Origin of the sequence: Crystallibacter degradans (assembly GCF_012952295.1) — a bacterium.
In the GTDB taxonomy this organism is placed as follows: Bacteria; Actinomycetota; Actinomycetes; order Actinomycetales; family Micrococcaceae; genus Crystallibacter; species Crystallibacter degradans.
Genome location: NZ_JABBCH010000001.1, coordinates 394,725 through 421,216 on the forward strand (window position 1 = coordinate 394,725; position 26,492 = coordinate 421,216).

Sequence of the window (26,492 nt, forward strand, 5' to 3'; positions counted from 1 at the left end):
GCCTCCTTAGAGCAACTCTTTGGTACCGAAACGGCGGACATACAGGATCACCAGGAACAGGATGGCCAGCATCAGAACAAAGGACAGGGCCGAAGCACCCGGGTAGTCGACCACGCGGAAGAACCGGGAGTCGATGACCTGGCCGATCATGGTGGTGTTCTGGTTGTTGCCCAGTAGCGCCGCATTGATGTAGTCGCCCGAGGCAGGAATGAAGGTCAGCAGCGTGCCCGCGATGACGCCGGGCATGGACAGCGGCAGCGTGACGGTGCGGAACGTGGTGAAGGAGTTGGCGTACAGGTCGCCGCCCGCCTCGATCAGGCGGGTGTCCAGCCGCTCCAGGTTGGCGTAGATCGGCAGCGTCATGAACGGCAGGAAGTTGTAGGTCAGGCCGCAGACCACGGCGAAGGCCGTGGCGGTCAGCCGGCCGTCCTCGGGCAGCAGGGCCATTGCCCGCAGTACCGCGACCACCGGCCCCTCGTCCGCCAGGATCTGCTTCCAGGCTTGGGTGCGCAGGATGAAGCTGGTGAAGAACGGCGCGATGATCAGCACCAGCAGGATGCCTTGGAGCAGCTTCCTGCCGCGCAGCCGCACTGCCACCAGGTACGCCATGGGGTAGCCGATGGCCAGTGCCGCCACCGTCGCGATCAGCGCAAACGCGAAGGACCGGACCAGTTCCGGCCAGTAGCTGCCCAGCACTGCGGCGTAGTTGCTGAACTGCAGCGCCGGCACAAACTGGCCGATGTCCGCGCCGGGCGGTTTGGTGTAGAGCGAGGTGGCCAGCAGCGAGAAGACCGGCAGCACAAAGAAGAGCAGCATGAAGATGAAGCCGGGCAGGATCAGCAGGTAGCCCACCCGGCCCCGGCGCTTGTCTGCCCGGATCTCGGACGCGCTGCGGGTCTCTTCCGGCTTGGCCTTGGCGCTGCGCGGCGCCGTCAGCAAACTCATGTCGCCGCCGCTTCCGCTTCCCGGGCGCCGGCCTGGGTGTCTTCATCGCCGTCCAGGCCGAAGGCATGTGCGGTATCCCAAGTCAGCACCACGTCGTCGCCTGGGGCCGCCAACTGCTGTCCGTGGTTCTGGCTGAATACACCCACCGGACCGATCCCGGCCACCTCCACCAGGTACTCGGTGCTGACCCCGGTGAAGGAAGAGTCCAGCACACGGCCCCGCAGGATGTTCGACCCGTCGGCAGGAGCATCAGCGGGCCACATCATCCGCAGCTTCTCCGGCCGGATGCCAATCAGCGCCTTGCCTTGGTGCGTGGTGGAGCGGTCCTTGCGCACTGCCAGCCGGTTGCCGCCGGCACTAATTACGACGGCGTCGCCTCGGTCCTCGATGATTTCACCCGCTACCAGGTTGGACTTGCCCAGGAAGTTCGCCACAAAAGCGGTCCGCGGCAGTTCGTACAGCTCACGCGGGGCGCCCAGCTGCTCCACCTGCCCCTGGTTCATCACGGCCACGGTGTCCGCCATGGTCATGGCCTCTTCCTGGTCATGGGTGACATGGACGAAAGTCAGGCCTATATCGGTCTGGATCCGCTTCAGCTCCCCCTGCATCTGCCGGCGCAGTTTCATGTCCAGCGCTCCCAGCGGTTCATCCAACAGGAGCAGGGCAGGCTCGTTCACGATCGCCCTGGCCAGGGCCACACGCTGCTGCTGCCCGCCGGAGAGCTGCGCCGGCCGCCGCGCCGAAAGATGGCCTAGTTCAACCAGTTCCAGCGCCTGCTTGGCCTTGGCCTGATGGTCCCGGATCTTCCGGCGCTTCAGCCCGAAGGCCACGTTGTCCAGCACACTCATGTGCGGAAAGAGCGCGTAGTTCTGGAACACGGTGTTAACCGGCCGCTCGTGGGCACTGGTTCCGGTGATGTCCTTGCCGCCGATGCTCATGCTTCCCGACGTCGGCTGCTCCAGGCCCGCGATCATCCGCAGGGTGGTGGTCTTTCCGCAACCCGAGGGACCCAGCAATGCGAAGAACGATGCTGCCGGGATTTCCAGGTCCAGGTTGTCCACGGCCAGGAAGCCGCCGAACCGTTTGGTGATCGCAGCGAGCCTCAGGTCGGCGCCCTGGTCGTCGGCGTCGGTATTGGGACTTTCCGGTTTGGTCTGAACCATAGTCATTAGTTGCCGATCGCTTTCTGGAACCGGTTGGTGAAGTCGGTTTCCTCATCGGCGCTCAGCGAGCGGAAGACGTGGGACTTGGCCAGGCACTCGTCGCTGGGGAAGATCAGCGGATTCTCCACCAATTCCGGATCAATCTTCTCCATGGCTTCCCTGGCACCTTGAACCGGGCAAATGTAATTCACGTAGGCCGCCACCGTTGCCGCGTTCTTCGGGTCGTAGTAGAAATCCATCAGGGCTTCCGCATTCGCTTTGTGCGGCGCCCCGACGGGTACCATCAGGTTGTCCGACCACAACGTTCCGCCCGCATCGGGGAGGGCGAACTCCCACTTGTCGCCATTCTCGAAGTTCAACTGAGTGATGTCGCCGGACCAGCACATCACGGCAAGGGCATCGCCGGAGATCAGGTCCTCCTTGTAGGAGTTGCCCTTTACCTGTCGGATCTGGCCGTCGGAGATCTGCTTCGTCAGGTCATCCAGGGCGTTCGAGAATTCGTCCGAGCCCCAGTCACCGGAGATATCAACGCCGCGCTCCAGCAGCATGAGGCCCATAGTGTCGCGCATTTCATCCAGCACCTCCACACGGCCCTTGAGCTCCGGCTTCCACAGGTCGGCGACCGTCTTGAGTCCACCAGGCACCGCTTCCTTGTTCCAGGCGATGCCGGCAAAACCGGACTGCCAGGTCAGCGAGTTCTTCCGGCCGGGATCGAAGTCCACCTTCTTCAGGGTTGGGAGCAAGTTAGCAGCGTTCGGGATATTGGCGTGATTCAATTCCTGCGTGTAGCCCAGCCGGATCAGCCGGGCTGTCATCCAGTCCGTCAGCGTGATGACGTCCTGTCCGATATCCTGACCGGCTGCCAACTGCGCCTGGACCTTCCCGAAGTAAGTGTCATTGCCGTCAATGTCTTCGGAATAGTTCGCCGCAATACCTGTCGCGGCGGTGAAGGCTTCCAGCGAGGGGTAATTTTGCGCCTGGTCATCGTAGTCCAGGTAGAGGGTCCAGTTGGCCCAGTTGACTTCCTTTTCCGCGGCCGAGAGATCCTCCGCCACAGCCGGTTCGCCGGCTGGACCATTCGACGTCGTGCCGGTACCGCCGGTGCCGCACGCGGCCAGCAGTCCGGCAAGGCTCAAACCGCCCGCACCCATCAGGATGTTCCGGCGGGACAGCTGTGCGCCGACCAAGCGGCGCAGTCGGGGATCGTCGGGCAGTCGATTCGGCATCTAAGGCTCCCTGAGGTGATGGACACTGTGACGAAGATCATGCCAGACCGCGTCGAACGGGACAAGGGATTCAGTTGTAAATTTTTCGTTACCCGACGGATCCCTGCTTCGGAGTCCCGTTTTCCAACTTATTTCGTAGCTCTAGGTCTTGCGCACCGGCCGACCAGCGGCTTCAATGGCATAAACATTCACGCGGCCGGTCCAACCCGGCGCATCCCCCGCCTGGAGGTGGTGATATTTTGACGGCCCAGCCCGGTAGCACTGCGAACAACAACGGATCGACGCACACGGGCAGCGGGCACGCCCACGGCCCGGTAGACACGGTGTCCAAGGCCATCATCGAACAATTGCAGGAAGACGGCCGGCGCTCCTACGCTGCCATCGGCAAAGCCGTTGGACTATCGGAGGCCGCCGTCCGCCAGCGCGTGCAGAAACTGATGGACAGCGGCATCGTCCAGATTGTCGCTGTCACGGACCCCATGCAGTTGGGGTTTTCCCGCCAAGCCATGCTGGGCATCAAGGCCAACAATGACGTGCTGAAAGTTTCGGACCAGGTGGCGGCCCTGGACAAAGTGGACTACTGCGTGGCCACCGCCGGTACCTTCGACATCCTCGCCGAGATCATCTGCGAAAACGACAACGATCTGCTGCTGCTGGTCAACCAGATCCGCAGCATTCCCGGTGTGCTGAGCACCGAAACACTGATGTATCTGTCCCTGCGTAAGCAGGCCTACAACTGGGGAACACGATGACACAAACATCCACCACCCGCACCTATACAACGCCCCGCGGCACCGACCGGCAGCAGGCCGCGCGCGACCACCTCTGGATGCACATGGCACGCCACTCCAACTTGGCCGGCGGTGGCTCGGTCCCGGTGATCAGCCGGGGCGAAGGCCACCTGATCTTCGATGACCAGGGCAACGAATACATCGACGGGCTGTCCGGCCTCTTCGTGGTCCAGGTTGGCCACGGCCGCGAAGAACTGGCCCAGGCCGCGGCCCGGCAGGCGAAGGAACTGGCCTTTATGCCGCTGTGGTCCTACGCCCACCCCGCGGCGATCGACCTCTCGGAACGCCTGGCGCACTACGCTCCGGGCGACCTGAACCGGGTCTTCTTCACCACCGGCGGCGGCGAGGCAGTGGAAACCGCGTGGAAGCTGGCCAAGCAGTACTTCAAGCTCACGGGCAAGCCGAACAAAACCAAGGTCATCTCCCGCGCCGTCGCCTACCACGGCACCCCGCAGGGTGCGCTGTCCATCACCGGCATCCCGGATATGAAGGCCCCCTTCGAACCATTGGTGCCCGGTGCCTTCCGGGTGCCGAACACGAACCAGTACCGCGCGCCGTCGGGCTTGGAAGATCCGGAGGCCTTCGGCCGCTGGGCCGCGGACCGGATCGGCGAGGCAATCGAGTTCGAAGGTCCGGACACGGTGGCCGCGGTCTTCCTGGAACCGGTGCAGAATTCCGGCGGCTGCTTTCCGCCGCCCCCAGGCTACTTCCAGCGGGTGCGCGAAATCTGCGACGAGTACGATGTCCTGCTGGTCTCGGACGAGGTCATCTGCGCGTTCGGCCGGATCGGATCGATGTTCGCGTGCGACGACTTCGGCTACGTTCCGGACATGATCACCTGCGCCAAGGGCATGACCAGCGGGTACTCCCCCATCGGCGCCATGATCGCCTCGGACAAGCTCTTCGAACCGTTCAAGCACGGCGACACCACGTTCTACCACGGCTACACCTTCGGCGGGCACCCGGTCTCCGCCGCCGTCGCGATGGCCAACCTGGACATCTTCGAACGCGAGGGACTCAATGCCCACGTGAAGCAGAACGCCCCGGCCTTCCGCGCCACGCTCGAGAAGCTGCTGGACCTGCCGATCGTCGGAGATGTCCGCGGCGAGGGCTACTTCTACGGCATCGAACTGGTCAAAGACAAGGCCACCAAGGAGACGTTCAACGCCGAAGAATCCGAGCATCTGCTGCGCGGGTTCCTCTCCAATGCGCTGCTCGACGCCGGCCTCTACTGCCGCGCCGATGACCGCGGCGACCCCGTGGTCCAGCTCGCCCCGCCGCTGACCATCGGGCAACGGGAGTTCGACCAGATCGAGCAGATCCTGCGCTCCGTCCTGGTCGAGGGGCTGAACCACCTCTAACCGCAAATAACGACGGCGGTGGGCTGGCTGACGAGGACAGGTAAGCCGACCCGCGGCAACGAGTGTTGCCCGCCGCCGTCGTCGTTCGCACCTCGCAGGGGTCCGGTCAGTCGGAGGTCTTCGTCATTCCGCTATGTCCAACCCGTGCCGGTCTCCGCCGCTGCCGAGCAGGCTGCGGGTGAGCGCAGCGCTGTCTGCCATCAACTCATCGACGGCAGAGAGCAGGTGCTCGTCGGCCACGTCCGCTCCCGCGAGCGCCGCTGCCACAACAGCGCGGCGGACCAGTTCCTTGGCCAAAGAGGCGGTTGTCCCCGCGGTCCGTTCCGCTGTCACGCTGATGGCCTCCGCGCTGAAGGCGATTTCCCGTGCATAAAGTTCCAGCAGCGCAGCGCGTTCCTGCACTTCCGGCAGGGGAATCTCCACGGCCAGGTCTACCCGGCCCGGCCGCTGCGCCAGGGCACGCTCGAGCATGTCCACCCGGTTGGTGGTGAGGATAAACGCCACGTCCGCATCGTCGTCGAGCCCGTCCATGGCGTCCAGCACTTCGAAGAGCAGCGGCTGCGGGCCATGGCCAAAACTGCGGTCTTCGGCGATGAGATCGCAGTCTTCCAAAATGACCATCGACGGTTGTAGTGCCCGGGCCATTCTGGCCGCCTCGGCGATATAAGCGAGCGAGCCGCCGGAGAGGATGATCGCCGTCGTTCCTTTGCTGCGGCCCAGCAGATAGCGCACCGTGTGGGTCTTGCCGGTACCGGGGGGTCCGTAGAGCAGGATGCCGCGTTTGAGGTGCTGGCCGAGCGCCTCGAGCTGCTTCCGGTGCTCGGCCATGCCGACGGCGTGGTCTGATACTTTGTCGAGCAGGCCCTCCGGCAGGATGACGTCCGCAGCCGTGAGGGAGGGTCGTTCGTGGAAGGTCACGCCGGCGCCGCTGGAGCCGTACTCATCCATGGTCAGCGAGACCACCTGGCCCTTAAGGACGCTGCGCGTCTGCAGCTGGGTGCGCAGCACGGACAGGAATTCCGCGGCGGCGCTCGGCTCGGGCGAAAGGACCTCCAGCAGCGCTGTTGGCCGGCCGAAGCGGGGGCTCGCTTCCCGCTGCAGCACGGCGAGCGGCACGCCGGAACGGGTGATCAGGCGGATCCCCAGGGCCACCACCTGACGCTGCTCGTTGGGACCGATGGCAAGGTTTGTGTAATCCGGCTGGGCGAGCGGAAACTGCGGGAACAGCTGGGCCTGCTGCAGCATGTCGCTCAGGGAAGAGTGGTGGCGCTGGTCCCCGCCGCCGATGCCGACCAGCCGCTGCTCCGGATCCTCCGCTGCCAAGTCGGCGAACAGGAGTCCACGTCCGCAAAGCGGTGTGCGGAGATTTCCTCCACGACCACCGGGACTTCATTTGCAGGCAGCCCGAGGTGCTCCGACAGCGTGTTCAGCAGCTGCTCGCCGCGGGGAAACCGCTGTTGCCGCGCCTGCGCCAACTGCACCAGCGCGGCGAAATCGTCCATGAACTTCCCCAGGCCCTCGGTCATGGCTTGACCCTACCAGCGGGACTCGCCGCGGCAAGGGCTGGCCTAACGCCCGGAGACTTTGTCTGCTGCTTTGGCAATGAACGACGTCGGCCCTTGCCTGCGGTTCTCCGCGCCGTCCGCGGCGTAGTACGCCTTATACATGGCCTGCACCGCGATCCAGCGCAGCGGCTCCATCTCCCAGCGCCGGACCTTGCGGTTGACCCACGGCATGGTGGTCAGCTCGCTGCCCGGCTCCAGGATCAGGTCGCGCAGGGTGCGGGCGGCGAGGTTGGTCGCCGCGACCCCGGTACCCACATAGCCGCCGGCCCAGCCGAGTCCGGTCGCCGGGTCCAGTCCTACGGTGGCCTTCCAGTCCCGTGGCACGCCGAGCACGCCGGCCCAGGCATGGTCGACGGCGGCATGCCGGGCGGCGGGGAACATGTCATGGAGGATCCCGGTCAGCAGTTCGATGGTTCGCTGTTGCGTGGCGCCGTCGGTGTCCGTTCGGGAGCCGAAGCGGTACGGCACTCCCCTGCCGCCGAGCGCGACGCGGCCGTCCGCGGTGCGCTGAGCGTACATGTAGGCGTGCGCCATGTCCCCCACGGTATCCCGGTGCTCCCAGCCGATCTCCGCCCAGACCGCCTCGGGCAACGGTTCGGTGGCGATCATCGAGGAGTTCATCGGCAGCCAGTCCCGGTGCGAGCCCTTCAGGTTCGCGGTGAAGCCTTCGGTGGCCCGGAGCACGTACTTAGCCGTGACATCTCCGTGCTCGGTGCGGGCCAGACCCGGCGCAATCTCCGTCACGGTGGTGCCTTCGTAGAGCCGGACGCCCAACCGTTCGACGGCGGCCGCCAGTCCGCGCACGAGCTTCGCCGGGTGGATCCGGGCGCAGTGCGGCTGCCACAGCCCGCCGAGGGCACCGGCAATCTTTACCCGCTCTGCGGTCCCGCCGGCAGAGAGCAGCTCGGTCCCGGCCTCCGGCCAGAGCGCTTCCTCCGCGGCCCAGGCCCGCAGCCGTTCAAGCTGGGCGTGGTTGCGGGCCACGTTGAGTTCGCCGCCCTTGTGGAAGTCCGCATCGATCCCCTCGGATCCGGCCACGGCGATGACTTCGTCCACGGTCTCGTTGAGCAACTGCTGGAAGCGCCCGACGACGGCGCGGCCGTGGCTCTTGACGTACTGGTCCCGCCCGCCGGTGATGCTGTTGGTCAGCCAGCCGCCGTTCCGCCCCGACGCGCCGAAGCCGGCGAAGCGGCTCTCCAGCACCACCACGTCCAGCTCGGGGCGCGCCTGCTTCAGGTAGTAGGCGGTCCACAACCCGGTGTAGCCGGCGCCCACGATGGCGACGTCCGCCGTCGTGCTTTGAGCCAAGGCAGGGCGCGGGGCGGGGATGCCGTCCGCGGCGTACCAGAACGAGACGTTTCCGTTGACGGTCATGCTTGCGGTTCCCTTCGATTGGCCGGTGGGGCAGACTGCCGTGCTGCCCGTGGAACGTCCGGCCGGACGGCAACACAAGCTCGCAGCCGGGCTTCGATGCCGTCGAGCAGCAGTTCCAGCGCGAAGTCGAAGTTGTCCTCGTCGCTGATGCCGGCCATCGCCGCCGCCGAGGCCGTAGCGTTCGGAAAGCGTTCCGCCGGAGCTTGAGCATACGCTTCTGCCCACGCCCGGTTGTCCGCCTCGGACTTCCCGCCCAGCGACTTCAGGGCGGCGTCGAACCCGGTCCACGCGAGCATGAAGTCCGCGCACGCCCGGTAGGTCCGCACCGCGTCTTCCGCGCCGAAGCCGGCCTGCCGGAAGGTGGCCAGCATGGTCTCGACAAACCGCATCTCCGACTCCTGCCGGGTCACCCGCACTGCGGCGAGCGCCGCTACCTGCGGATGGGCCAGGTACGCCCGGCGGCCGCGCACCACGAGCTCCTTGATGGTGGCCCGCCATGATGGCCCCGGTTCGAAGTCCTTCAGAGCCTCGCCGATCAGCCGGTCCGCCAGAGCCAGCAGCAACTCGTCCTTGTCCTTGAAATGCCGGTAGAGCGCCGTCGGATCCGCGCCGAGCAGCCGCCCGATGCGGCGGAAGGTCAGAGCCGAGCTGCCCTGCTCGTCGGCCAGCCGGAGGCAGGCGTCGACGATGACCTCGCGTGAGAGCCCCTTGGCACGCTCCCGCTGGATCCCGGTTTCTGCCGCCGCCATCCCTTCACCTTTCGCCGGCTGGTTTTGACCCCACTCTAATCCGTGAAGTCAACACCGTTGACAATTTGGCCTGCTTTCAGTTCGATAAGAGACACCCCTCAACAGCAGCATCAGGAAAGCAGGCATTGTGAGCGCAGACTGGATCTTCCACTCCGGTCGGATCTTCGACGGGCAGCGGGTCCACCCGACGGCGACGGCGGTAGCGGTCACGGACGGCCGGATCACTGCCTTAGGGACTGACGCAGAGGTGCGCGGCTCTGCCGGAACCGCCGCGGAAACGGTGGACCTGGACGGCCGCCTCCTCACGCCCGGCTTCACGGATGCCCATGTGCACGCGGTCTACGGCGGCGTCGAGCGGCTCGGCTGCGATCTCTCCAACATCTCGGGGCTGGACGCCGTCCTGGCCTGCATCGCCATCTATGCTGAATCGACGGAAAAGCCCTGGGTCACCGGCGGCGGCTGGCACAAGGCGGACTTCCCAGGCGGCTATCCCACGCGCGAGCTGCTCGACAGAATCGTGCCGGACCGGCCGGTCTACCTCATTAACGCGGACCACCACAGCGCCTGGGTCAATACCCGCGCGCTGGAACTCGCCGGGATGGATGCGACAACGCCGGACCCAGCGGACGGGTGGATCGAACGCGGCACGGACGGCTTCCCCACCGGCACGCTGCACGAAGGCGCGATGGACCTGGTCAACAGGCTCCTGCCGCCGCTGACGGACGAGGATCTCTGCGGTGGGCTGCTCGAGGCCCAGCGCTATCTGCATTCGGTCGGTGTCACCGGCTGGCAGGAAGCGATCCTCGGCAGCTATGCAGGCTACCCGGACGCCAGCAGCGCCTACCGCACGCTGGCCGGCCGCGGCCTGCTGACCGGCAGGGCCACCGGCGCGCTCTGGGTACCGCGCACCACCACCTCGGACAACATCGCCGAACTGGTTGCCGATTTCGAAGAACGACGCCGGGCCAACGGTGCCGCCGGATTCGTCACCACCAGCGCCAAGATCATGGTGGACGGCGTGCCCGAGAACCGCACCGCCGCGATGCTGGATCCGTACCTGCGCCCGTGCCGCTGTGGAAACGCAGGCGGCAGCGTCGGCAGCGGCGGCAGCGGCGACGGGGCCAGCCACGCCGCCGCAGACCAGGACGCGGACGGGGACGACCGGGGGCTGCTGTACCTGCCCAAGGACGTGCTGACCGACGTCGCCACCGCTCTGGATGCCGCCGGATTCGACCTGCACCTGCACGTGATCGGCGACCGCGCCGTCCGGGACGGACTGGACGCCGTCGAGCACGCACGCCGCAGCAACCCGCACACCCGCGGACGCCACCACATGGCGCACCTGCAGATCATCCACCCGGACGACATCGCCCGTTTCGCCGCCCTCGACGTGACGGTCAACGCCCAGGCGCTCTGGGCCTGCAACGACGACCAGATGCTGGAGCTGACCGTGCCGCTTATCGGAGCGGAACGCGCGGCCTGGCAGTATCCCTTCGGCTCGCTGCTGGCTGCCGGCGCCGTCATGGCGATGGGCTCAGATTGGCCGGTGTCCACGCCCGATCCTTGGCAGGCCATCCACGTGGCAGTCAACCGCACCTACCCCGCCTACCCCGACGCGCCGCCGCTGCTGCCGGAACAGGCCGTTTCGCTGCAGACCGCTCTCTCGTCCTACACAGCCGGCTCGGCCTGGCTGAACCGCAACGACGACGGCGGCGCGGTCGCCGTGGGCAAGCCCGCCGATCTTGTGGTGCTGAATGCGGATCCCTTCCGGCTCGACCCGGGCGAACTGCACACCGTCGGCACGGACTTCACCATGATCGCGGGCGTGCCGGTCTACGCCCGACAGCCACAGGAGGCGAAGGCATGAGCCGGCCCACCACGTACGACGACGCCGAACGCCGCCTCCCGCGGTCACGAATCCAAGCGGCGCTGGCCGGTGCTTCCACCACGCCGTACTGGCTCGACGACCCGGCCCGGCCGGAACCCCTTCCTGCGCTGGACGGGGATATCACCACCGATCTGGCCGTCGTAGGCGGCGGCTACACCGGGTTGTGGACGGCGCTGATGGCCAAGGAACGCGATCCGGACCTGCGCGTGGTGCTGCTGGAAGGCAAGCGGATCGGCTGGGCGGCCTCCGGGCGCAACGGCGGTTTCTGCGAGGCCAGCCTGACACACGGCGAGGCCAACGGCGTCAAGCACCTCCCCCAGGAAACCGAGCGCCTGCAGGAGTTGGGCCTGGAGAACCTGCAGCAGATCGCGGACACCGTGGAGAAGTACGGGATCGACTGCGGCTTCGAGTGGACGGGCACGCTCAGCGTCGCCACCGAGGACCACCAGGTGGAGTGGCTGCGTGAGGACGAGGGCAAGGATCCGGATGTGGTGTTCCTGGACCGGGACGCCGTCCGCAAGGAACTCAACTCACCGGTCTACCGGGCCGGCCTGTGGGAAAAGACGAGCACCGCCATGCTCAACCCTGCCCGCCTCGCATGGGGACTGCAGCGCGCCTGTCTCGAGTCAGGCGTCGAAATTTACGAGCACACCCCGGTCCGCGGCATCAGCGCCGCGAGAGACGACAACGGTCCGGTCCGGTTAACTACCGACGGCGGCACGGTCACCGCAGCGAGGGTTGCCCTGGCCACCAATGTGTTTCCTTCCCTGCTCAAGCGCACGCGGCTGCACACCGTGCCCGTTTATGACTACGTCCTGATGACCGAAGCACTGACGCCCGAACAGCTGCGGGCCATCGGCTGGCACAACCGGCAAGGGCTGAGCGATCTGAACAACCGCTTCCATTACTACCGGCTGGCCACCGATCCGCAGGGGTGCCAGCGCATCCTCTTCGGCGGCTACGACGCTGTCTACCACTACGGCCGGCAGGTCAAGGCCGAATACGACCAGCGCGAAGAGACCTTCGCCCGCCTGGCCGCGCACTTCTACGCCACGTTCCCGCAACTGGAGTCGGTGAAGTTCACGCACAAGTGGGGCGGCGCCATCGACACGTGCAGCCGCTTCTTCTCCTTCTTTACGGCGGCGTACGGCGGCCGGGTTGCCTACGCCGCCGGCTACACGGGGCTGGGTGTGGGCGCCACCCGCTTCGGCGCCAACGTACTGCTGGACCTGCTCGCCGGCACGCCGACGGAACGCACCCGGCTGCAACTGGTAACCAGGAAGCCGCTCCCGTTCCCGCCCGAGCCGCTGGCCTGGCTCGGCGTCAAAATCACCACGGCCGCGCTGATCCGCGCGGACCGCCGCCAAGGCAGGCGCGGCCCCTGGCTCAAACTGATGGACGCCGTCGGAATGGGCTTCGATTCCTGAACCGCGCCACCGCCACGCCCTACGCCCACCAGCTCCACCGTTACGCCCCACCCTCACCAGTTTCCCTGCACCAGGAGGACCAATGCACCAGTTTATTGACGGCCGGTACCGCGAAGGCCGCGGCGACGAGGCCAAACGGATCAACCCCGCCACCGGCGAGCCCGCCGAGACCATCCGCGACGCCGACACAAACGACGTCGACGACGCGGTCGCAGCGGCCAAACGCGTTTTCGGCACCTGGTCGCGCTGCACCCCGGCCGAGCGCTCCGACGCCCTGCTGGCCCTCGCCGCCGAACTCGGCCGCCGCGCGGAGGAAATCGCCGCGGTCGAAACCGCCCAGACCGGCAAGGCCATCCGCCTGGCCACGGAGTTCGACGTCCCGGGCACCATCGACAACGTCTCCTTCTTCGCCGGCGCCGCACGGCAACTGCAGGGCCTGGCCGCCGGCGAATACGGCGCAGGCGGCACGTCGATGGTCCGCCGCGAACCCATCGGCGTGATCGGCTCCATCGCCCCCTGGAACTACCCGTTCCAGATGGCCGGCTGGAAAATCCTGCCGGCCATCGCCGCCGGCAACACCATCGTGCTCAAACCCTCCGAGCTCACCCCGGGCACCTCGCTGATCTTCGCCGAAGCCGCCACCGCCGCCGGCATCCCGGACGGCGTGATCAACATCGTCACCGGCACCGGGACCGTGGCCGGCGAACACCTCGTCAGGCACCCCGATGTGGCCATGACCTCCTTCACCGGCTCCACCGCCGTCGGACGCAAAATCATGGCCCTGGCCAGCGAACGCACCAAACGCGTGCACCTGGAACTCGGCGGCAAGGCACCGTTCGTGGTCTTCGACGACGCCGACCTCGAAGCCGCCGCCCACGGCGCCGTCGCAGCATCCATCATCAACGCCGGCCAGGACTGCACCGCCGCCACCCGCGCCTACATCCAGCGCCCGCTCTTCGACGAGTTCACCGCCCGCGTCGCCGAACTCATGGACCAGGTCCTCCTTGGCGACCCCACCGACGACGCCACGGACCTCGGTTCGCTGATCAGCCACGCCCACCGCGACAAGGTCGCCGGCTTCGTCGACCGCGCCCGCACCGCCGGCGCGACCGTGCTCGCCGGCGGCCACGCACCTGGCGACCACCTCGCCGCCGGCGCCTACTACCGTCCCACCCTCGTGGCCGGCGCGGCGCAGGATTCCGAAATCGTGCAGGAGGAAGTCTTCGGCCCCGTGCTCACCGCGCTGCCCTTCGACACCGACGACGAAGCCCTGACCCTGGCCAACGACACCCCGTACGGGCTCGCCGCCTCCGCCTGGACGAACGACCTCAACCGCTCCCTGCGTGCCAGCGCCGAAATCCAGGCCGGGTGCGTTTGGATCAACGACCACATCCCGATCGTCTCCGAAATGCCCCACGGCGGCTGCAAGGCCTCCGGCTTCGGCAAAGACATGTCCAGCTACTCCCTCGAGGACTACACCAACACCAAACACGTCATGCTCAGCCGCGACAAGGCAGCCCACAAGGCCTGGCAGAACACCGTCTTCCGCGCCAAGGGCTGATCCACGCTATTTGGTCTGTGGCCAGGTGAATAAAGAACGGGATTCATTTTCCTCTTGTGTTGGGCGGCTCACACCTGCATAATAAATGAATCAAATTCATTTGATGTGACCCGCATCCCACGGAAGTGTTTCTCCCAATGATTGAACTGACTCAACTGGATCCGCCTGTCTCGTTTGCCCGTACTGAGCGGAGCGACCGCGCACCGCTGCGCGTCGGCTTGGTCCAGCACCGCTGGCATGCCGATGCAGCGGAGACCAAAGCCGAACTCGCTGAAGGGATCGCACGTGCGGCAGCCCTCGGCGCCGACGTCGTTTTCCTGCCGGAACTCACGCTGTCCAAATACCCGGCCGACAAGCTGCCCGAAGGCCGCGCCGCGGACCTGGCCGAAGACCTACTGACCGGCCCCACCTTCACCTTCGCCGCCGAGGCCGCCCGCGCCAACAATGTGTGCGTGCACGCCTCGCTGTACCAGCGCGTTGATGACCCGGCCGACGAGCTCGGCCTGAACACCGCCATCCTGGTGTCGCCGCAGGGCGAACTGCTCGCCACCACCCACAAACTCCACATTCCGGTCACCGCCGGCTACTACGAAGACAAGTATTTCCGCCAAGGCCCCGCCGACGAGGACGCCTACACGGTGCACCAGCCTGCGGAACTGGGCGGCCTCCGATTGGGCATGCCGACCTGCTGGGACGAGTGGTTCCCCGAACTCGCGCGGATGTACTCCCTCGGCGGCGCGGAACTCTTGGTGTACCCGACGGCCATCGGTTCCGAGCCGGACCACCCGGACTTCGACACCCAGCCGCTCTGGCAGCAGGTCATCGTGGGCAACGGCATTGCCAACGGCCTGTTCATGGTCGCCCCGAACCGCTGGGGCAACGAGGGCACCAACACCTTCTACGGCTCCTCCTTCATCTCCGATCCCTACGGCCGCATCCTGGTGCAGGCCCCGCGGGACGAGTCGGCGGTACTGGTTGCGGACCTCGACCTGGACCAGCGCAAGGACTGGCTCACGCTCTTCCCGTTCCTGACCACCCGCCGCCCGGACACCTACGCCCGGCTGACCGAACCTGTCCGCGTGGACCAGCCCTTCGGCTCGACTGGCTCGGCGCAGCCGGCAGCAGGATCCGTGGCAGCAGCCACCGCAGGAACGGTGGCCTGACCATGGCCTGGAAGATGCCCGCCGAAACGGCCAAGCAGTCCCGCATCTGGATGGCGTTCCCGCCCGGCGGCTACACGCTGGGCGGCACCGCGGAGCAGGCCCATGCCGCCCGCTCCACCTGGGCGGCCGTGGCCAACGCCGTCGCCGAATTCGAACCGGTCACCATGGTGGTGGATCCGGCCGACGTCGCCACCGCGCGGGACTACCTCTCCCCCGCCGTCGAAACGGTCACGGCCCCGCTGAACGATGCGTGGATGCGGGACATCGGCCCCACCTTCGTCACGAACGACGACGGCGGGCTGGCTGCGGTCGACTGGGTGTTCAACGGCTGGGGCCAGCAGGACTGGGCGAGCTGGGACAAGGACGAAAAGATCGCCGCGCACGTGGCCGAGCTGGCCGGCGTCGAACGCATTGCTTCCGCGCTGGTCAACGAGGGCGGCGGCATCCAGGTGGACGGCGAAGGCACGGTCCTGGTCACCGAGACCGTGCAGCTGGATCCAGGCCGGAATCCCGGGGCCACCAAGGCGCAGATCGAGGCCGAGCTCGCGCGCACCATCGGCGCCACCAAGGTCATCTGGCTGCCGCGCGGCCTGACCCGCGATTCCCAGCGCTACGGCACCCGCGGGCACGTGGACATTGTGGCCGCGATCCCCTCCCCCGGGACGCTGCTGGTCCACGCCCAGAACAACCCGGAGCATCCGGACTATGAGGTCAGCCGCGAGATCATTTCGTTCCTCCACGGCACCACGGACGCCGCCGGCCGGAGCTGGAACATCGTCGAAGTACCCGCGCCGGAAACGCTGCGGGACGACGAGGACTTCGTGGACTACAGCTACATCAACCATTTAGTGGTCAATGGCGGCGTCATCGCCTGCACCTTCGCGGACCCGTCGGATGAAAAGGCGCTGGCCATTCTCGCCGACGTCTATCCCGGCCGCCGCGTTGTCGGTGTGGACGCCCGCGAACTCTTCGCCCGCGGCGGCGGCATCCACTGCATCACCCAGCAGCAACCCCGCTCTTCCCGAAAGGCCATGACATGAGCCAGACAACACGCACCGCCCCGGCGGCCCGGACCGGCAAGGGGCTCGCCAGCGGACAGCTCGGCCTGCTGGCCGTCGTCGTTATTGGTATTTCCACCATCGCCCCGGCCTACGTGCTGACCTCCACGCTGGGTCCCACCGTGCAGGCCATCGGCACCTACCTGCCGGCGATCTTCATTGTCGGCTTCGTGCCGATGTTCCTGGTGGCGCTGGGCTACCGCGAGCTGAATGCGGACTCGCCGGACAGCGGCACCACGTTCACCTGGGTGACCAAGGCGTTCGGACCGTTTGTGGGCTGGATGGGCGGTTGGGGGCTGCTGGCCGCCAACATCATTGTGCTCTCCAACCTGGCCGGCGTGGCGGTGGACTTCTTCTACCTCTTCCTCTCCCAGCTCACCGGTTCGCAGGCCATTGCGGATTTGGCCGCGAACAAGGTGGTCAATGTGCTGACCTGCCTGGTGTTTGTGGCGCTGGCGGTCTGGGTTTCGTGCCGCGGCATGAAGACCACCAAGACCGTGCAGTACGTGCTGGTGATCTTCCAGCTGGGCGTGCTGGCCTGGTTTGTGCTCGGCGCGCTGGCCAAGATCGGCACTGTCCCGGAGGCGCAGCCGCTGGCGTTCGACTGGGAGTGGTTCAACCCGTTCGGCATCGAGAGCTTCTCCGCCTTCGCCGCCGGCCTGTCGCTGTCCATCTTCGCCTTCTGGGGCTGGGATGTCTGCCTGACGATGAACGAGGAAACCACCAACGGCAAGCGGACCTCCGGCATCGCCGCCGCGGTTACCGCCATCGCCGTTCTGGTCATCTACCTGCTGGGCTCGGTTGCGACGATCATGTTCGCCGGCATCGGGGACACCGGACTGGGACTGAACAATCCGGACATCGCCGAGAACGTCTTCACCGCGATCGCCGGCCCCGTCATGGGCCCCTTCGCCATCCTCCTTTCGCTGGCGGTGCTCTCCAGCTGCGCGTCCTCGCTGCAGTCCACCATGATCTCCCCCGCCCGCAGCCTGCTGGCCATGGGTTACTACAAGGCCCTGCCGGAGCGCTTCGCGAAGATCAACCCGCGCTTCCAGTCGCCGGTCTATGCCACGGTGGTGGCCGGTGCGGTCTCGGCGGGCTTCTACACGCTGATGCGCTTTGTCAGCGACAACGTCCTCAACGACACGATCATGGCGCTGGGCCTGATGATCTGCTTCTACTACGGGCTGACCGCGCTGGCCTGTGTCTGGTATTTCCGCCGGACCGCGTTCGTGAATGCACGCAGCTTCCTGTTCCGGTTCCTGTTCCCGCTGCTCGGTGGCCTGGCCCTGGTGGTCGTCTTCCTCCAGACCGCGGTGGACAGCTGGGATCCGGCGTTCGGCAGCGGCTCGGAGGTCTTCGGGATCGGGCTCGTGTTCATCATCGGCGTGGGCATCATCGCGCTGGGACTGGTGGCGATGCTGCTGTTCTACCGTCGGAACCCGGCGTTCTTCCGCGGGCAGACGCTCGAGCAGGATTCGCCGGCCCTGGTGGTACCGGAGTAGTTCCTGCACCGTCACCTCAATAAAAGGGTGCTGCCGCAATCTGCGGCAGCACCCTTTGCTGTATCTGTGCCGTGCCTAGGCTCCGGGCTTAGGGGTAGAGGCCGCGGGTAAGGTGGGCTTCCGCAACGCGCTCAACCGCCGTCACGGTTGCTGCCTCGCGCAGGCTCAGGCCGCGCCGGGCCGCTACTGCCAGCACGTTCTCCCAGGCGGCGAGCATGCGCTGTTCCAGCCGCTCCTCGACCTCGGCCGCGGTCCACCAGTAGGCCTGGTTGCCCTGCACCCACTCGAAGTAGGACACGATCACGCCGCCGGCATTCGCTAGGATATCGGGCACCACCAGCACGCCGTTCTCGCGGAAAACAGAATCCGCAGCAGCGGTGGTCGGCCCGTTGGCGCCTTCCACGATGACCTTTGCCCGCACCCGTCCGGCGTTCCCGCCGTGCAGGACACCTTCGACGGCGGCCGGCACCAGCAGGTCGACCTCGAGTTCGAGCAGTTCCTCGGAGCCGATGGCTTCAGAGCCCTCGAATCCGACCACACTGCCCGTTTCGCGGACATGTTCGGTAAGCGCCTTGATCTCCAGCCCGGCTGCGTTGTAGATCGCGCCATACTGGTCTCCCACAGCGACGACGGCGACGCCGGCTTCGGCGAGGAATTCCGCGGCACCGGCACCCACCTTGCCGAAGCCCTGCACCGCGGCAGTGCTCCCGGCAGGGGTGATCCCAGCCTGCCGGAGGGCGGCCAAGGCAACATGGACCACGCCGCGGGACGTCGCGCTGGCCCGGCCGAGGGATCCGCCCACGCTGACCGGCTTGCCGGTCACCACGCCGGGCACCGTGTAGCCGACGTTGACGGAGTAGGTGTCCATCATCCACGCCATGGTCTGTTCGTCGGTTCCGATGTCCGGAGCCGGTATGTCCTTTTCGGGTCCGATCACCGGCAGGATCTCGCTGGTGTACCTGCGCGTCACGCGCTCAAGTTCCTGCTGCGAGTAGTTGCGCGGATCAATGGTGATCCCGCCTTTGGCCCCGCCGTAGGGCACATCAAGAAGGGCGCACTTCCAGGTCATCCACATCGCCAGGGCGCGCACCTCGTCAAGCGAAACCTCAGGGCTGTAGCGCAGCCCGCCCTTGGCCGGCCCGCGCGAGAAGTTGTGCTGGACGCGGTAACCGGTGAGGATTTCCACGCTGCCATCGTCCCTGCGCAGCGGGATGCTGACAGAGAGCTCGCGGCGTGGCCGGGCCAGCATCTGATGCAGCCCGGAGCTGTAGCCGAGGGTGCGGACGGCCGAGGCCAGCTGGCTTTGTGCGCTCTCCCAAGGACCCGCATCTGCGCTAGGGGCCACTGGTGCCTGGACGGAATCACTGGAGTCGTGCGGAGATAAAACAGTTGTCGTCATTGACGTTCGATCCTTATTTATCTGGATGGCGGATAGCTGCCTTCCTGAGGCTATAAGGACAAAAGGGGAACGTCAGTGGGCGAGTGCACAGCGGGCCGCCGCGTTGTTGTGGCCATCTACAGCAGCCGACGTGCAAGCCGCGGTGGGCGTGCACGCTGTACCGTGGGCGTGCGGATCTGCACGCGCCCATTGCAGCCGACCGGTAGGGCTCCTAGGGTGGAAAGACCCCCAAGCGAAGGAGCGACCATGTCTACCCCACGCGAAGAAGACTCCCCCAACCTCGACGACGTCATCGACCCGCAGGAAGACGCGTTGCCCCAGTCGACACGGACCGGCCACGGCAAAATGCCTGAAACCGTGGACGACGACGATCTGCAGGCCGCCGCTGAACAGGAGCGCGTGGCCGCGGGGCTGCAGGACTACGCGCCGGGCCAGGTGCCGCCGGCAGCAGATCCGCTGCCTGAGGAAGCCTCCGATGAGGCCGACCGTGCCCAGCGCGGGCTGAGGGATGATCCCGGCACCGACGTATAAGCAAGCCCAAGCCTGGCGGCGGTCTTTACCGCCGTCGGGCGCTGGCGCACTGCACGCAGAACCGCGCTTCCGGCCGGACTTCGAGCCGCTCGCGCGGTATCTCGCGCCCGCAGTTCTGGCACGTGCCGTAGGTGCCGTTCTCGAGGCGGTCCTCGGCTTCCAGCAGTTCGGCGAGCGACTTCTCGGTGGCGTCGAGCAGCGCGACCTCGCGGGCACGTTCGAGCGTGAGCGTTGAACCCTCCGGGTCGTGCTCGTCGTCGGCCGGGATATCATGCGCGGCCAGCGTCGCCTCGTGAATGTCCGCCGTCAGCCGTTCGATCTGCAGGCGGGCCTCGGCGATCTTCTCCTCCAGCAACTGCCGGTACATTCCTTTATCCGCCGTGGCTGCCGTGGACCCTACATCCAGCGCATCGCTCATGACGCCACCATCCTCTCGGAGTTATGAGAGCATCATAGTCCTCTCCGGCGTCGTTATATCCGTCTTGCGACACCTCTGTTATGCGATCGTTCCGCAACCGTCACCCGCCTTTCCCCTTGACCGTTTCCGGCTCTGTAACGCACGCTGAGGTGAGGGCCCGGCTGCGCCGCTGGCCGGGTAAAAAATCGCTCGATGACGGGGTGCGGACTAACATGGCAGAGCGCGAGATCCAGACCGATGTCCTGGTGGTCGGCGCGGGACCGACCGGACTGATGCTGGCCAACTGGCTGGCCAAGCTGGGTGTGCCCATGCTGGTGGCCGACGGCAAATCGGAGCCGACGCGGGAGTCCCGCGCCTTAGGCCTGCAGGCCAGAAGCATGGAGATCTACGACCAACTCGGCGTGATCGAGAGGGTACTCACCGAGAGCACTGTCGCGCAGAAACTGGTCTTCGGCTATGAATCGCGCGAGCTGGGACGGGTTCCCATCGGGCGGCTGGGCCGTGGTGTGACCCCGTATCCCGGCATCACCTTCCTGGAGCAAAGCAGGAACGAACAACTCCTGGTGGACAACCTCACGGCGCTCGGCTCCGACGTGCTCTGGCAGCACCGGCTGACTGCCTTGGACGTGGACCTGTCCGAACCGCTGCCGGTGACGGCCACCTTCGCGACCAACGACGGCGGGGTGCGGGTCCGCGCGCGGTACTGTGTGGGTGCCGATGGCGGTTCCTCCACGGTGCGTTCGGCGCGCGGCATCGCGTTCGAAGGAATCACCAACGCGCACACTTTCTACGTCTCGGATGCGACTCAGGTGCAGGGTCTGGCCAATGATGCCGTCAACATCCGGCCGGGCACCGAGGATTTCCTGCTCGGTTTTCCCATGGGCGGCGACTCAGACGTGCGGCTGATCGGCACGGTGCGGAACTCCGACATTGGCGGTGACGAGCTGTCCGAGGACACGGTGCGCCGGCGCCTGCAGCGGATCTACTCCGTCAGTTACGGACCGTCGCGCTGGTACTCCACTTACAAGGTGCACCACCGCACCGCGGCAGTTTTCCGCGATGGCCCGGTGTTCCTGGCCGGTGACGCCGCCCATGTGCACTCCCCCGTTGGCGCCCAGGGCATGAACACCGGGTTGCAGGATGCGCACAACCTTGCCTTCAAACTCGCGGATGTATTGCAGGGCCGGGCGTCGGAAGGCTATCTCGACCGCTACGGGGCCGAACGGCGTCCCGTTGCGCGCCGGCTGATCTCGACCACGGACCGGCTATTCGGCATTATCACCTCGGCGCGCCCGGTGGCCCGGACCCTCCGCAGGCTGATCCTTCCCGTGCTCGCACCGGTGGCGACGAACATCCTGCCCCGGCTCAAGGGAGCTCCGCGCCTGTTCGAGTACGTGTCCCAGGTACGGATCCACTACTGGATGAGCGACGAAGCCAAGGAAGCCGCGAACGGCCGCCGGGGCAAAGTGGTCGGGCGCAGGCTGCCGTACACAGGTTCAAACTTCGAGACACTCCGCTCACTCACCTGGCAGGTCCACGCCTACGGCGGGATTGACGACGTCGCCGTCCATCATGTCCGCTCCGCGCTGGGTCTGGACGTCCAGGTCCTGCCGCTGAACGGCAACAAGAAGCTGCATCCGGGGTACTTCTATCTGGTCCGACCGGACGGTTTTGTCGCGGCGGAGTCCCTGCCGGTCAACGCCGTCTCTACGTTCACGGCCGCGATGGCACGGTAAGCCCGAGGTGGCCAGTGCCGGCGGTTGCTCAGGCCTTGGCAGCTCGCACCGGATGCTCGCTGATGATGGAGAGCCGGTTGTAAGCATTCATGGTCAGCGTGATCCAGCTGACCGCAGAGAGCTGGTCCTCCGTGAGACATTTACGGGCAAAGGCGTAAGCCCGGTCCTGGCTCTCATGGTCCGGCAGCTCTGTCAGGGATTCGGCGAGGGCCAGGGCACCCTGCTCCTGGGCGGTGAAGAGCTGGGTATCCCGCCATGCCGGCAGGACCACGATCCGCTGAATGGTTTCCCCATTCGCCAGGGCATCCGTGACGTGCATATTCAGGCAGTAGGCACACCCGTTGATCTGGGACACGCGGATGTTGATCAGTTCGGTGACCATGCGCTCTATCCCGGCTGCATCCGCGGCCTCGCGAACCTTGAGGCCCAGACCATTCAGCGCCCGGTAGACGGCCGGGTGCTGCTTGTCGATAAAAATCCGCTCCCGCGTCACTTGCTCCACCGGGCCTCCTCGGTCTCGGCCTCGCCCTGCGCGGGGACGTCCAGAACGTCGTCGTACTCGTGGTGTTTACGTACGAACGCAGCGATGTAGGGGCACAGCGGGAGGATGCGCCGGCCGCTGGCTTTCACGTCGTCGAGGGCGAAGCGTGCCAGCTTCGAGGCCAGCCCCTGGCCGGCGTACGCATCATCCACTTCTGTGTGGACGAACACGACCTGGTCCTGTCCGGGCTGCAGCCGCCGGTAGATGGTGAAGCCGATGGTGGCATCGCCGTCGTGCAATTCGTAGCGGTGGCGCTCGGGCGCGTGGACCACAGTGATTTCCCGGGCCTCGGCGGCAGTTTCGTTGGACATGGTGTTCCTCTCCTCGATGGGTAAGTCGGTGCGCCCGGCCCGGAGGACGGGGCAGGCGTTGCTGTTAGCGGCGCGGGCGGATGCGCGCATTGGGCAGCGTCGGGGCAGGCAGCGGAGCCAAGGTGTTGCCCACCACCGTGCCGAACTGGTTGGCTGTCGCGGCTGCGGCCGGGTGCGGTTCGGCACCGATCTCGTCCTGCCAGTTGGCGCGGAATTCAACGACCTCGTCGTGGTCACGCCCGACGAAGTTCCACCACATGACGATCGCTTCGCCCATCGGCTCGCCGCCGATCAGCAGCAACCGGACGGGTTGGTCCGACTCCGAGGTCAGCTCGATTTCCCGATGTCCCGCGGGCAGGTAGGCCAGCTGGCCGGCGTTGGCCGTGGCACCGTTGAAGCGGACGGCGCCGCTGTCCGCCAGGACGCCGTATTCGAAGGCCTCCTCGACGTCGAAAACGGCGCTCTGCCCCGGTTTCAGCAGGAGTTCCGCGCCGAGCAGCGGCGAGTGGAGTGCCACCGGGGATACGCTGCCGGCCAGCGAGCCCATAAAGACGCGCAGTTCGTAGGCATCGGTGATGACCGGCTCCGGCGCGTAGTGGTCGAACCCGGGATCGGCGAAACGGACATGATCCGGCAGCGCCACCCACAGCTGGGCACCGTGCAGGACCGTTGTTTCGGCGGTGGAAACCTCGGAGTGGCAGATACCGCGGCCCGCCGTCATCAGGTTCAGTTCGCCGGGGCGGACAAACGCGTGGAACCCGGCGCTGTCGCGGTGTTCAATCTCGCCGGTGAAGAGCCAGCTCACCGTTTGCAGGCCGGTGTGCGGGTGCGGCGGAACCCGCATCCCGCCGGTTTCGGACACCTCGTCCGGGCCGTAGTGGTCCACAAAGCACCAAGCGCCGATCAGGGAGCGCTGCCGCTGCGGTAAAGTGCGCCGGACGTTCATGGCCCGCGGGCCGCCGAGCGGGACCTCGCGCGGCTCCAGCAGCTCCACGCGCGATTGGGCTAAGCCCACTTCCGCTTCGTTCCCGCAGAGCATTTCCTGCGGATGCGGCTCAAGGTTACTCATTGCCCAACGCCCTTTCCTGCCAAGGCTTACATGCAAACACATGTATAGCCTACACGCTACGCACATCGGAGTATGGCTAACGCTGTTCCTGCTGCTGTCTCGACCTAGGGACAACCATCATGGGCGAAGCGCCGTGCTGCAGGACGGCCTGGCTGACGGATCCCAGCAGCAGCCCGGGAAAGCCGCCGTGTCCGCGGGTTCCGAGCACCAGCAGATCCGCGGTCTGCGTGACCTCGACCAGGATCTCGGCCGGCTTGGCAATGTAGAACTGCCAGCTGGCCTTGACATCGGGATACCGCGAGCGGACCTCCGCCAGGACCGTGTCCAGGTCATGGGCGACTTCCTGCCGAAACCGGCTGGCGCCTTCGGCATGGTCCAGCCAGACCGAGTCCCGGTAGTAGGGAGCGCGGGTGGAAACCAGGGTCAGCGGCCTGGCATGGAACTGCGCCGCCTCCGCTGCAGCCCAGAGGGCCGGATTCTTCGATCCGAGGGCGTCCATGGCCATGACAATCTGGCCTGCATAGCTCCAGGACCGGCTCTCGTCGTCGGGGTGCACGCCCTCGGCGCTCATGCCATCCGGGGCCGAAACCAGCCAAGGAACCGGTGCCGTCGCCGTCCTGCGGGCAGGCACTTCGGCGTGCTCCGCCTCAGTGCCCCTGGCGTTCCGGCCGGCGTTCCGGGCCGGAGCGGCCGCTTCGGGAATCACCACAGTGGGGCCCTTCGAGTGTGCCGCCAAGCCGGAGGACACACTGCCCATCAGCCGGCCGGCGAACCCGCCGCTGCCCCGCTTGCCGACCACCGCCAGCGCGGCGGATTTCGAGAGATCTACGAGCACGCCACCGGGATTCCCCGCGACTACACGGGACTCAACCGTCACACCGTGGCTCCTGGCACGCTCGAGGGCGTCCTGCAGCATGGACTCGCCCCGGCGGATCTCAAGTTCGACGTATTTGCCCTCCACCATAGGATCGGCGATGTTCTGGGCCGGCGAGAACGCAGTCACCAGCCGCAGCGGCCAGCCGCGGAGCCGGGCCTCGTCGATGGCCCAGTCCAACGCGCGGCTGCTGGCCGGCGATCCGTCATAGCCCACAAGTACAACGTCTTCCATGACTCAACCCTAGGCGTCCTCACGCTGGCTGAGTAGAGGGCAGGCGGCAGGAGACGCGCTAGTGGCCGGCGATCTCCATGCCGTTCCAGCCGGTTCCCACCGTGACCCGGCCAGCCCAGCGGGAGTCATTCGCCTGGTAGTAATACAGGACGCCGGCAGCGGAGCGGGCCAGCAGCCCCTGGGTTCCCGCCCCGTTGTAGCCGCGGATCGAGGTCAGCGCGGTCATCGAGTTCCACCCGCTGTTGCCGATGATCCTGCGGCTCTCCGAAACAAACTTCCCGTTGCCGTTGGTGCGGTAAACCTTCAGCTGGCCGGCCGGCGGGCGGGCGACGATGTCGGTGTTTCCGTCCCTGTCCCAGTCAAGCTGGTTGATCGTCAGGGATTTCCAGCCGGTGTCCACCTGGGTCCGCGCGGAGAGCTTGCCGCCGGAGAGGTTAGGGTAGTGGTACAGGATGCCCGACCCGCTCTTGGCGACTACGGAGGGGTAGCGGTCCGTTTTCTTCCATTTACCCACCGTGACCTCGTAGCCGGCCCAGCCGCTGGCGCCGATGGTGATGGCACTGGCGAAACCGCCGCCGGGCTTGCCCGGGTAGACGCTGAGCTTGCCGCTCTCCCACTGGGCCACGATGTCCATCGTCTTATCGGCGTTCCAGTCCGCGACGTGGACTTCCTTCGCGTTACCAAAGCCGGAGCTGATCTTCCACGCGGATGAATTCGCGTTGTTCTTACCGGTCCCGTAGTTCCACAGCACGCCCGCCTGGTCCACGGCCACGATGTCCCCTGGGGACTGGATGGACGGACCCGCAGGAGCAGAAACAGCGGCCGGAGCCGGGGCCGGAGCGGGCGAGGGCGCCGTGGAGCCGAAGAACGCCGATGCTGTGTTGTACTGGCCGGCCGGAGGCGTGCGGAATTTGAAGAAGTTCACCGTGCCGTACATCTTCACGCGCCCGTTCGCGTCCTTCTTGATGGAAATGCCGACGCCGATCGTGTCGTACGCCGGGTCGCTCATGATCCGGTTATGGCCGGGCGAGCCGATCCACTGGTCCACCAGCCCCTGGCCCCTGGTATCCGTCCGGTAGGCGATGATTTCGCCGGCATTGGACCAGCGGTCGGCAACACGCGGATCTTGGGTGTAGCCGGGGTTGTGCTTGAAGTCGCCGGTGCTGGCCATCTTGTCCGACCAGTCCTCGGACAGCTCGGATACGGTGGCGTTGAACTTGACCGGCTTGAGGCCCTTGCTCGCCCGGAACTTGTTGATCCCGTTGAACACGTCGATGATCTGCTGCTTGTTTGCTGTGTTGAGTCTGTCGCCCGCGGCCTGCGGAACAACGACGCCGGCACCTTGGTTCGGCTGCACAGCGGCCAGGGCGGCGGGGGCGGGTCCCACAACGGCTGCGGCGGCCACGGAGGCACCGAGAGCGAGGGAGATTAATGCTTTAAGTTTCGACACTGTCTTTTTTCCTGTTTTTCCTTGGGGAGGGTCACAACGACGGCGGCGTTCCACCTCAGGTGGGGCGCCGCCGTCGTTAGCTCACAAAACCATAACGAACGCGCACACAATGGCCCAAAGACCCTTGTCAGCACCCGTCATCTGCTCATAGCC

Annotated in this window: 24 protein-coding genes; 10 read left to right on the forward strand and 14 right to left on the reverse strand. The window is 66.4% G+C overall.

Annotation, left to right across the window (positions count from 1 at the left end; translation table 11 throughout):
• Window positions 1-6 precede the first annotated feature (6 nt).
• Genes HGO92_RS01725 through HGO92_RS01735 form a run of 3 tightly spaced genes read right to left on the reverse strand, consistent with a single transcriptional unit; the run spans window position 7 to window position 3,334 of the window.
• On the reverse strand, window positions 7-945 hold the full coding sequence (locus HGO92_RS01725) for an ABC transporter permease (protein WP_169991285.1): 939 nt from the start codon (window positions 943-945) through the stop codon (window positions 7-9).
• Complete coding sequence (locus HGO92_RS01730; protein ID WP_240974330.1) at window positions 942-2,108, reverse strand: ABC transporter ATP-binding protein; 1,167 nt, start codon at window positions 2,106-2,108, stop codon at window positions 942-944. The genes HGO92_RS01725 and HGO92_RS01730 overlap by 4 nt, the downstream gene beginning before the upstream one ends.
• Window positions 2,109-2,113: 5 nt before the next feature.
• Window positions 2,114-3,334, reverse strand: coding sequence for an ABC transporter substrate-binding protein (locus HGO92_RS01735; RefSeq protein ID WP_169991289.1), 1,221 nt, complete (start codon window positions 3,332-3,334; stop codon window positions 2,114-2,116).
• 323 nt (window positions 3,335-3,657) lie between these two features.
• Here HGO92_RS01735 and HGO92_RS01740 point away from each other — a divergent pair, with 323 nt between their 5' ends.
• Together HGO92_RS01740 and HGO92_RS01745 are read left to right on the forward strand one after the other, a co-directional pair.
• Complete coding sequence (locus HGO92_RS01740) at window positions 3,658-4,086, forward strand: Lrp/AsnC family transcriptional regulator (protein WP_346768844.1); 429 nt, start codon at window positions 3,658-3,660, stop codon at window positions 4,084-4,086.
• Window positions 4,083-5,486, forward strand: a complete 1,404-nt coding sequence (locus tag HGO92_RS01745; RefSeq protein ID WP_169991291.1) for an aspartate aminotransferase family protein — start codon at window positions 4,083-4,085, stop codon at window positions 5,484-5,486. Before HGO92_RS01740 ends, HGO92_RS01745 begins: the two co-directional genes overlap by 4 nt.
• A gap of 123 nt (window positions 5,487-5,609) precedes the next feature.
• On the opposite strand, the gene HGO92_RS01750 is transcribed toward HGO92_RS01745, so the two are convergent.
• From HGO92_RS01750 to HGO92_RS01760, 4 genes are read right to left on the reverse strand one after another with little or no spacing between them, the layout of a single operon-like run.
• Window positions 5,610-6,809, reverse strand: coding sequence for an AAA family ATPase (locus tag HGO92_RS01750; RefSeq protein ID WP_240974331.1), 1,200 nt, complete (start codon window positions 6,807-6,809; stop codon window positions 5,610-5,612).
• On the reverse strand, window positions 6,737-7,012 hold the full coding sequence (locus tag HGO92_RS23610) for a hypothetical protein (RefSeq protein ID WP_240974332.1): 276 nt from the start codon (window positions 7,010-7,012) through the stop codon (window positions 6,737-6,739). Before HGO92_RS23610 ends, HGO92_RS01750 begins: the two co-directional genes overlap by 73 nt.
• A gap of 42 nt (window positions 7,013-7,054) precedes the next feature.
• On the reverse strand, window positions 7,055-8,425 hold the full coding sequence (locus HGO92_RS01755; RefSeq protein WP_169991293.1) for an NAD(P)/FAD-dependent oxidoreductase: 1,371 nt from the start codon (window positions 8,423-8,425) through the stop codon (window positions 7,055-7,057).
• The gene (locus HGO92_RS01760; protein ID WP_169991295.1) at window positions 8,422-9,174 is read right to left on the reverse strand and encodes a TetR/AcrR family transcriptional regulator; all 753 of its coding nucleotides are present in this window, start codon (window positions 9,172-9,174) and stop codon (window positions 8,422-8,424) included. The genes HGO92_RS01755 and HGO92_RS01760 overlap by 4 nt, the downstream gene beginning before the upstream one ends.
• Before the next feature lie 127 nt (window positions 9,175-9,301).
• On the opposite strand from HGO92_RS01760, the gene HGO92_RS01765 reads away from it, so the two are divergent.
• The 6 genes from HGO92_RS01765 to HGO92_RS01790 all read left to right on the forward strand — a co-directional run bounded on the left by HGO92_RS01765 (window position 9,302) and on the right by HGO92_RS01790 (window position 17,776).
• Entirely contained in the window at window positions 9,302-11,041 is a 1,740-nt protein-coding gene (locus tag HGO92_RS01765) for an amidohydrolase family protein (RefSeq protein ID WP_169991297.1), read from the forward strand.
• A complete protein-coding gene (locus HGO92_RS01770) occupies window positions 11,038-12,489 on the forward strand; it encodes an NAD(P)/FAD-dependent oxidoreductase (protein ID WP_169991299.1) in 1,452 nt (483 codons plus the stop codon). Before HGO92_RS01765 ends, HGO92_RS01770 begins: the two co-directional genes overlap by 4 nt.
• 82 nt (window positions 12,490-12,571) lie before the next feature.
• Window positions 12,572-14,050, forward strand: a complete 1,479-nt coding sequence (locus tag HGO92_RS01775) for a gamma-aminobutyraldehyde dehydrogenase (RefSeq protein ID WP_169991301.1) — start codon at window positions 12,572-12,574, stop codon at window positions 14,048-14,050.
• A gap of 137 nt (window positions 14,051-14,187) precedes the next feature.
• Window positions 14,188-15,213 carry a nitrilase-related carbon-nitrogen hydrolase gene (locus HGO92_RS01780; RefSeq protein WP_169991303.1) on the forward strand — a complete coding sequence of 342 codons (1,026 nt, stop codon included), beginning with the start codon at window positions 14,188-14,190 and terminating at the stop codon, window positions 15,211-15,213.
• A 2-nt stretch (window positions 15,214-15,215) separates the two neighbouring features.
• Window positions 15,216-16,253 (forward strand): agmatine deiminase family protein, encoded by a 1,038-nt coding sequence (locus HGO92_RS01785; protein ID WP_169991305.1) that lies wholly within the window; start codon window positions 15,216-15,218, stop codon window positions 16,251-16,253.
• Window positions 16,250-17,776, forward strand: coding sequence for an APC family permease (locus tag HGO92_RS01790; protein WP_169991307.1), 1,527 nt, complete (start codon window positions 16,250-16,252; stop codon window positions 17,774-17,776). Before HGO92_RS01785 ends, HGO92_RS01790 begins: the two co-directional genes overlap by 4 nt.
• An 88-nt stretch (window positions 17,777-17,864) precedes the next feature.
• On the opposite strand, the gene HGO92_RS01795 is transcribed toward HGO92_RS01790, so the two are convergent.
• Window positions 17,865-19,175 carry a Glu/Leu/Phe/Val family dehydrogenase gene (locus tag HGO92_RS01795; RefSeq protein WP_169991309.1) on the reverse strand — a complete coding sequence of 437 codons (1,311 nt, stop codon included), beginning with the start codon at window positions 19,173-19,175 and terminating at the stop codon, window positions 17,865-17,867.
• A 246-nt stretch (window positions 19,176-19,421) separates the two neighbouring features.
• Between HGO92_RS01795 and HGO92_RS01800 the strand changes: the two genes are divergently transcribed.
• On the forward strand, window positions 19,422-19,706 hold the full coding sequence (locus tag HGO92_RS01800) for a hypothetical protein (protein ID WP_169991311.1): 285 nt from the start codon (window positions 19,422-19,424) through the stop codon (window positions 19,704-19,706).
• Window positions 19,707-19,731: 25 nt separating this feature from the next.
• On the opposite strand, the gene HGO92_RS01805 is transcribed toward HGO92_RS01800, so the two are convergent.
• Window positions 19,732-20,124 (reverse strand): TraR/DksA family transcriptional regulator, encoded by a 393-nt coding sequence (locus HGO92_RS01805; protein ID WP_169991313.1) that lies wholly within the window; start codon window positions 20,122-20,124, stop codon window positions 19,732-19,734.
• A gap of 212 nt (window positions 20,125-20,336) precedes the next feature.
• Between HGO92_RS01805 and HGO92_RS01810 the strand changes: the two genes are divergently transcribed.
• A complete protein-coding gene (locus tag HGO92_RS01810) occupies window positions 20,337-21,860 on the forward strand; it encodes an FAD-dependent monooxygenase (RefSeq protein ID WP_169991315.1) in 1,524 nt (507 codons plus the stop codon).
• A 28-nt stretch (window positions 21,861-21,888) separates the two neighbouring features.
• Here HGO92_RS01810 and HGO92_RS01815 read toward each other — a convergent pair whose 3' ends face one another.
• The 5 genes from HGO92_RS01815 to HGO92_RS01835 form a co-directional block, all read right to left on the reverse strand.
• The gene (locus HGO92_RS01815; protein ID WP_346768815.1) at window positions 21,889-22,362 is read right to left on the reverse strand and encodes a carboxymuconolactone decarboxylase family protein; all 474 of its coding nucleotides are present in this window, start codon (window positions 22,360-22,362) and stop codon (window positions 21,889-21,891) included.
• Complete coding sequence (locus HGO92_RS01820) at window positions 22,350-22,712, reverse strand: GNAT family N-acetyltransferase (protein WP_169991317.1); 363 nt, start codon at window positions 22,710-22,712, stop codon at window positions 22,350-22,352. The genes HGO92_RS01815 and HGO92_RS01820 overlap by 13 nt, the downstream gene beginning before the upstream one ends.
• Before the next feature lie 64 nt (window positions 22,713-22,776).
• Window positions 22,777-23,781, reverse strand: coding sequence for a pirin family protein (locus HGO92_RS01825; RefSeq protein ID WP_169991319.1), 1,005 nt, complete (start codon window positions 23,779-23,781; stop codon window positions 22,777-22,779).
• A 76-nt stretch (window positions 23,782-23,857) separates the two neighbouring features.
• Window positions 23,858-24,889, reverse strand: coding sequence for a universal stress protein (locus HGO92_RS01830; RefSeq protein ID WP_169991321.1), 1,032 nt, complete (start codon window positions 24,887-24,889; stop codon window positions 23,858-23,860).
• Between the two features lie 58 nt (window positions 24,890-24,947).
• Window positions 24,948-26,339 (reverse strand): CAP domain-containing protein, encoded by a 1,392-nt coding sequence (locus tag HGO92_RS01835; protein WP_169991323.1) that lies wholly within the window; start codon window positions 26,337-26,339, stop codon window positions 24,948-24,950.
• Window positions 26,340-26,492: the final 153 nt, after the last annotated feature.

Coding starts and splice junctions, on each gene's coding strand:
- HGO92_RS01725 (WP_169991285.1), bottom strand. CDS start 945: ATGAGTTTGCTGACGGCGCCGCGCAGCGCCAAGGCCAAGCCGGAAGAG.
- HGO92_RS01730 (WP_240974330.1), bottom strand. CDS start 2,108: ATGGTTCAGACCAAACCGGAAAGTCCCAATACCGACGCCGACGACCAG.
- HGO92_RS01735 (WP_169991289.1), bottom strand. CDS start 3,334: ATGCCGAATCGACTGCCCGACGATCCCCGACTGCGCCGCTTGGTCGGC.
- HGO92_RS01745 (WP_169991291.1), top strand. CDS start 4,083: ATGACACAAACATCCACCACCCGCACCTATACAACGCCCCGCGGCACC.
- HGO92_RS23610 (WP_240974332.1), bottom strand. CDS start 7,012: ATGACCGAGGGCCTGGGGAAGTTCATGGACGATTTCGCCGCGCTGGTG.
- HGO92_RS01755 (WP_169991293.1), bottom strand. CDS start 8,425: ATGACCGTCAACGGAAACGTCTCGTTCTGGTACGCCGCGGACGGCATC.
- HGO92_RS01760 (WP_169991295.1), bottom strand. CDS start 9,174: ATGGCGGCGGCAGAAACCGGGATCCAGCGGGAGCGTGCCAAGGGGCTC.
- HGO92_RS01770 (WP_169991299.1), top strand. CDS start 11,038: ATGAGCCGGCCCACCACGTACGACGACGCCGAACGCCGCCTCCCGCGG.
- HGO92_RS01775 (WP_169991301.1), top strand. CDS start 12,572: ATGCACCAGTTTATTGACGGCCGGTACCGCGAAGGCCGCGGCGACGAG.
- HGO92_RS01780 (WP_169991303.1), top strand. CDS start 14,188: ATGATTGAACTGACTCAACTGGATCCGCCTGTCTCGTTTGCCCGTACT.
- HGO92_RS01785 (WP_169991305.1), top strand. CDS start 15,216: ATGGCCTGGAAGATGCCCGCCGAAACGGCCAAGCAGTCCCGCATCTGG.
- HGO92_RS01790 (WP_169991307.1), top strand. CDS start 16,250: ATGAGCCAGACAACACGCACCGCCCCGGCGGCCCGGACCGGCAAGGGG.
- HGO92_RS01795 (WP_169991309.1), bottom strand. CDS start 19,175: ATGACGACAACTGTTTTATCTCCGCACGACTCCAGTGATTCCGTCCAG.
- HGO92_RS01800 (WP_169991311.1), top strand. CDS start 19,422: ATGTCTACCCCACGCGAAGAAGACTCCCCCAACCTCGACGACGTCATC.
- HGO92_RS01805 (WP_169991313.1), bottom strand. CDS start 20,124: ATGAGCGATGCGCTGGATGTAGGGTCCACGGCAGCCACGGCGGATAAA.
- HGO92_RS01810 (WP_169991315.1), top strand. CDS start 20,337: ATGGCAGAGCGCGAGATCCAGACCGATGTCCTGGTGGTCGGCGCGGGA.
- HGO92_RS01820 (WP_169991317.1), bottom strand. CDS start 22,712: ATGTCCAACGAAACTGCCGCCGAGGCCCGGGAAATCACTGTGGTCCAC.
- HGO92_RS01825 (WP_169991319.1), bottom strand. CDS start 23,781: ATGAGTAACCTTGAGCCGCATCCGCAGGAAATGCTCTGCGGGAACGAA.
- HGO92_RS01830 (WP_169991321.1), bottom strand. CDS start 24,889: ATGGAAGACGTTGTACTTGTGGGCTATGACGGATCGCCGGCCAGCAGC.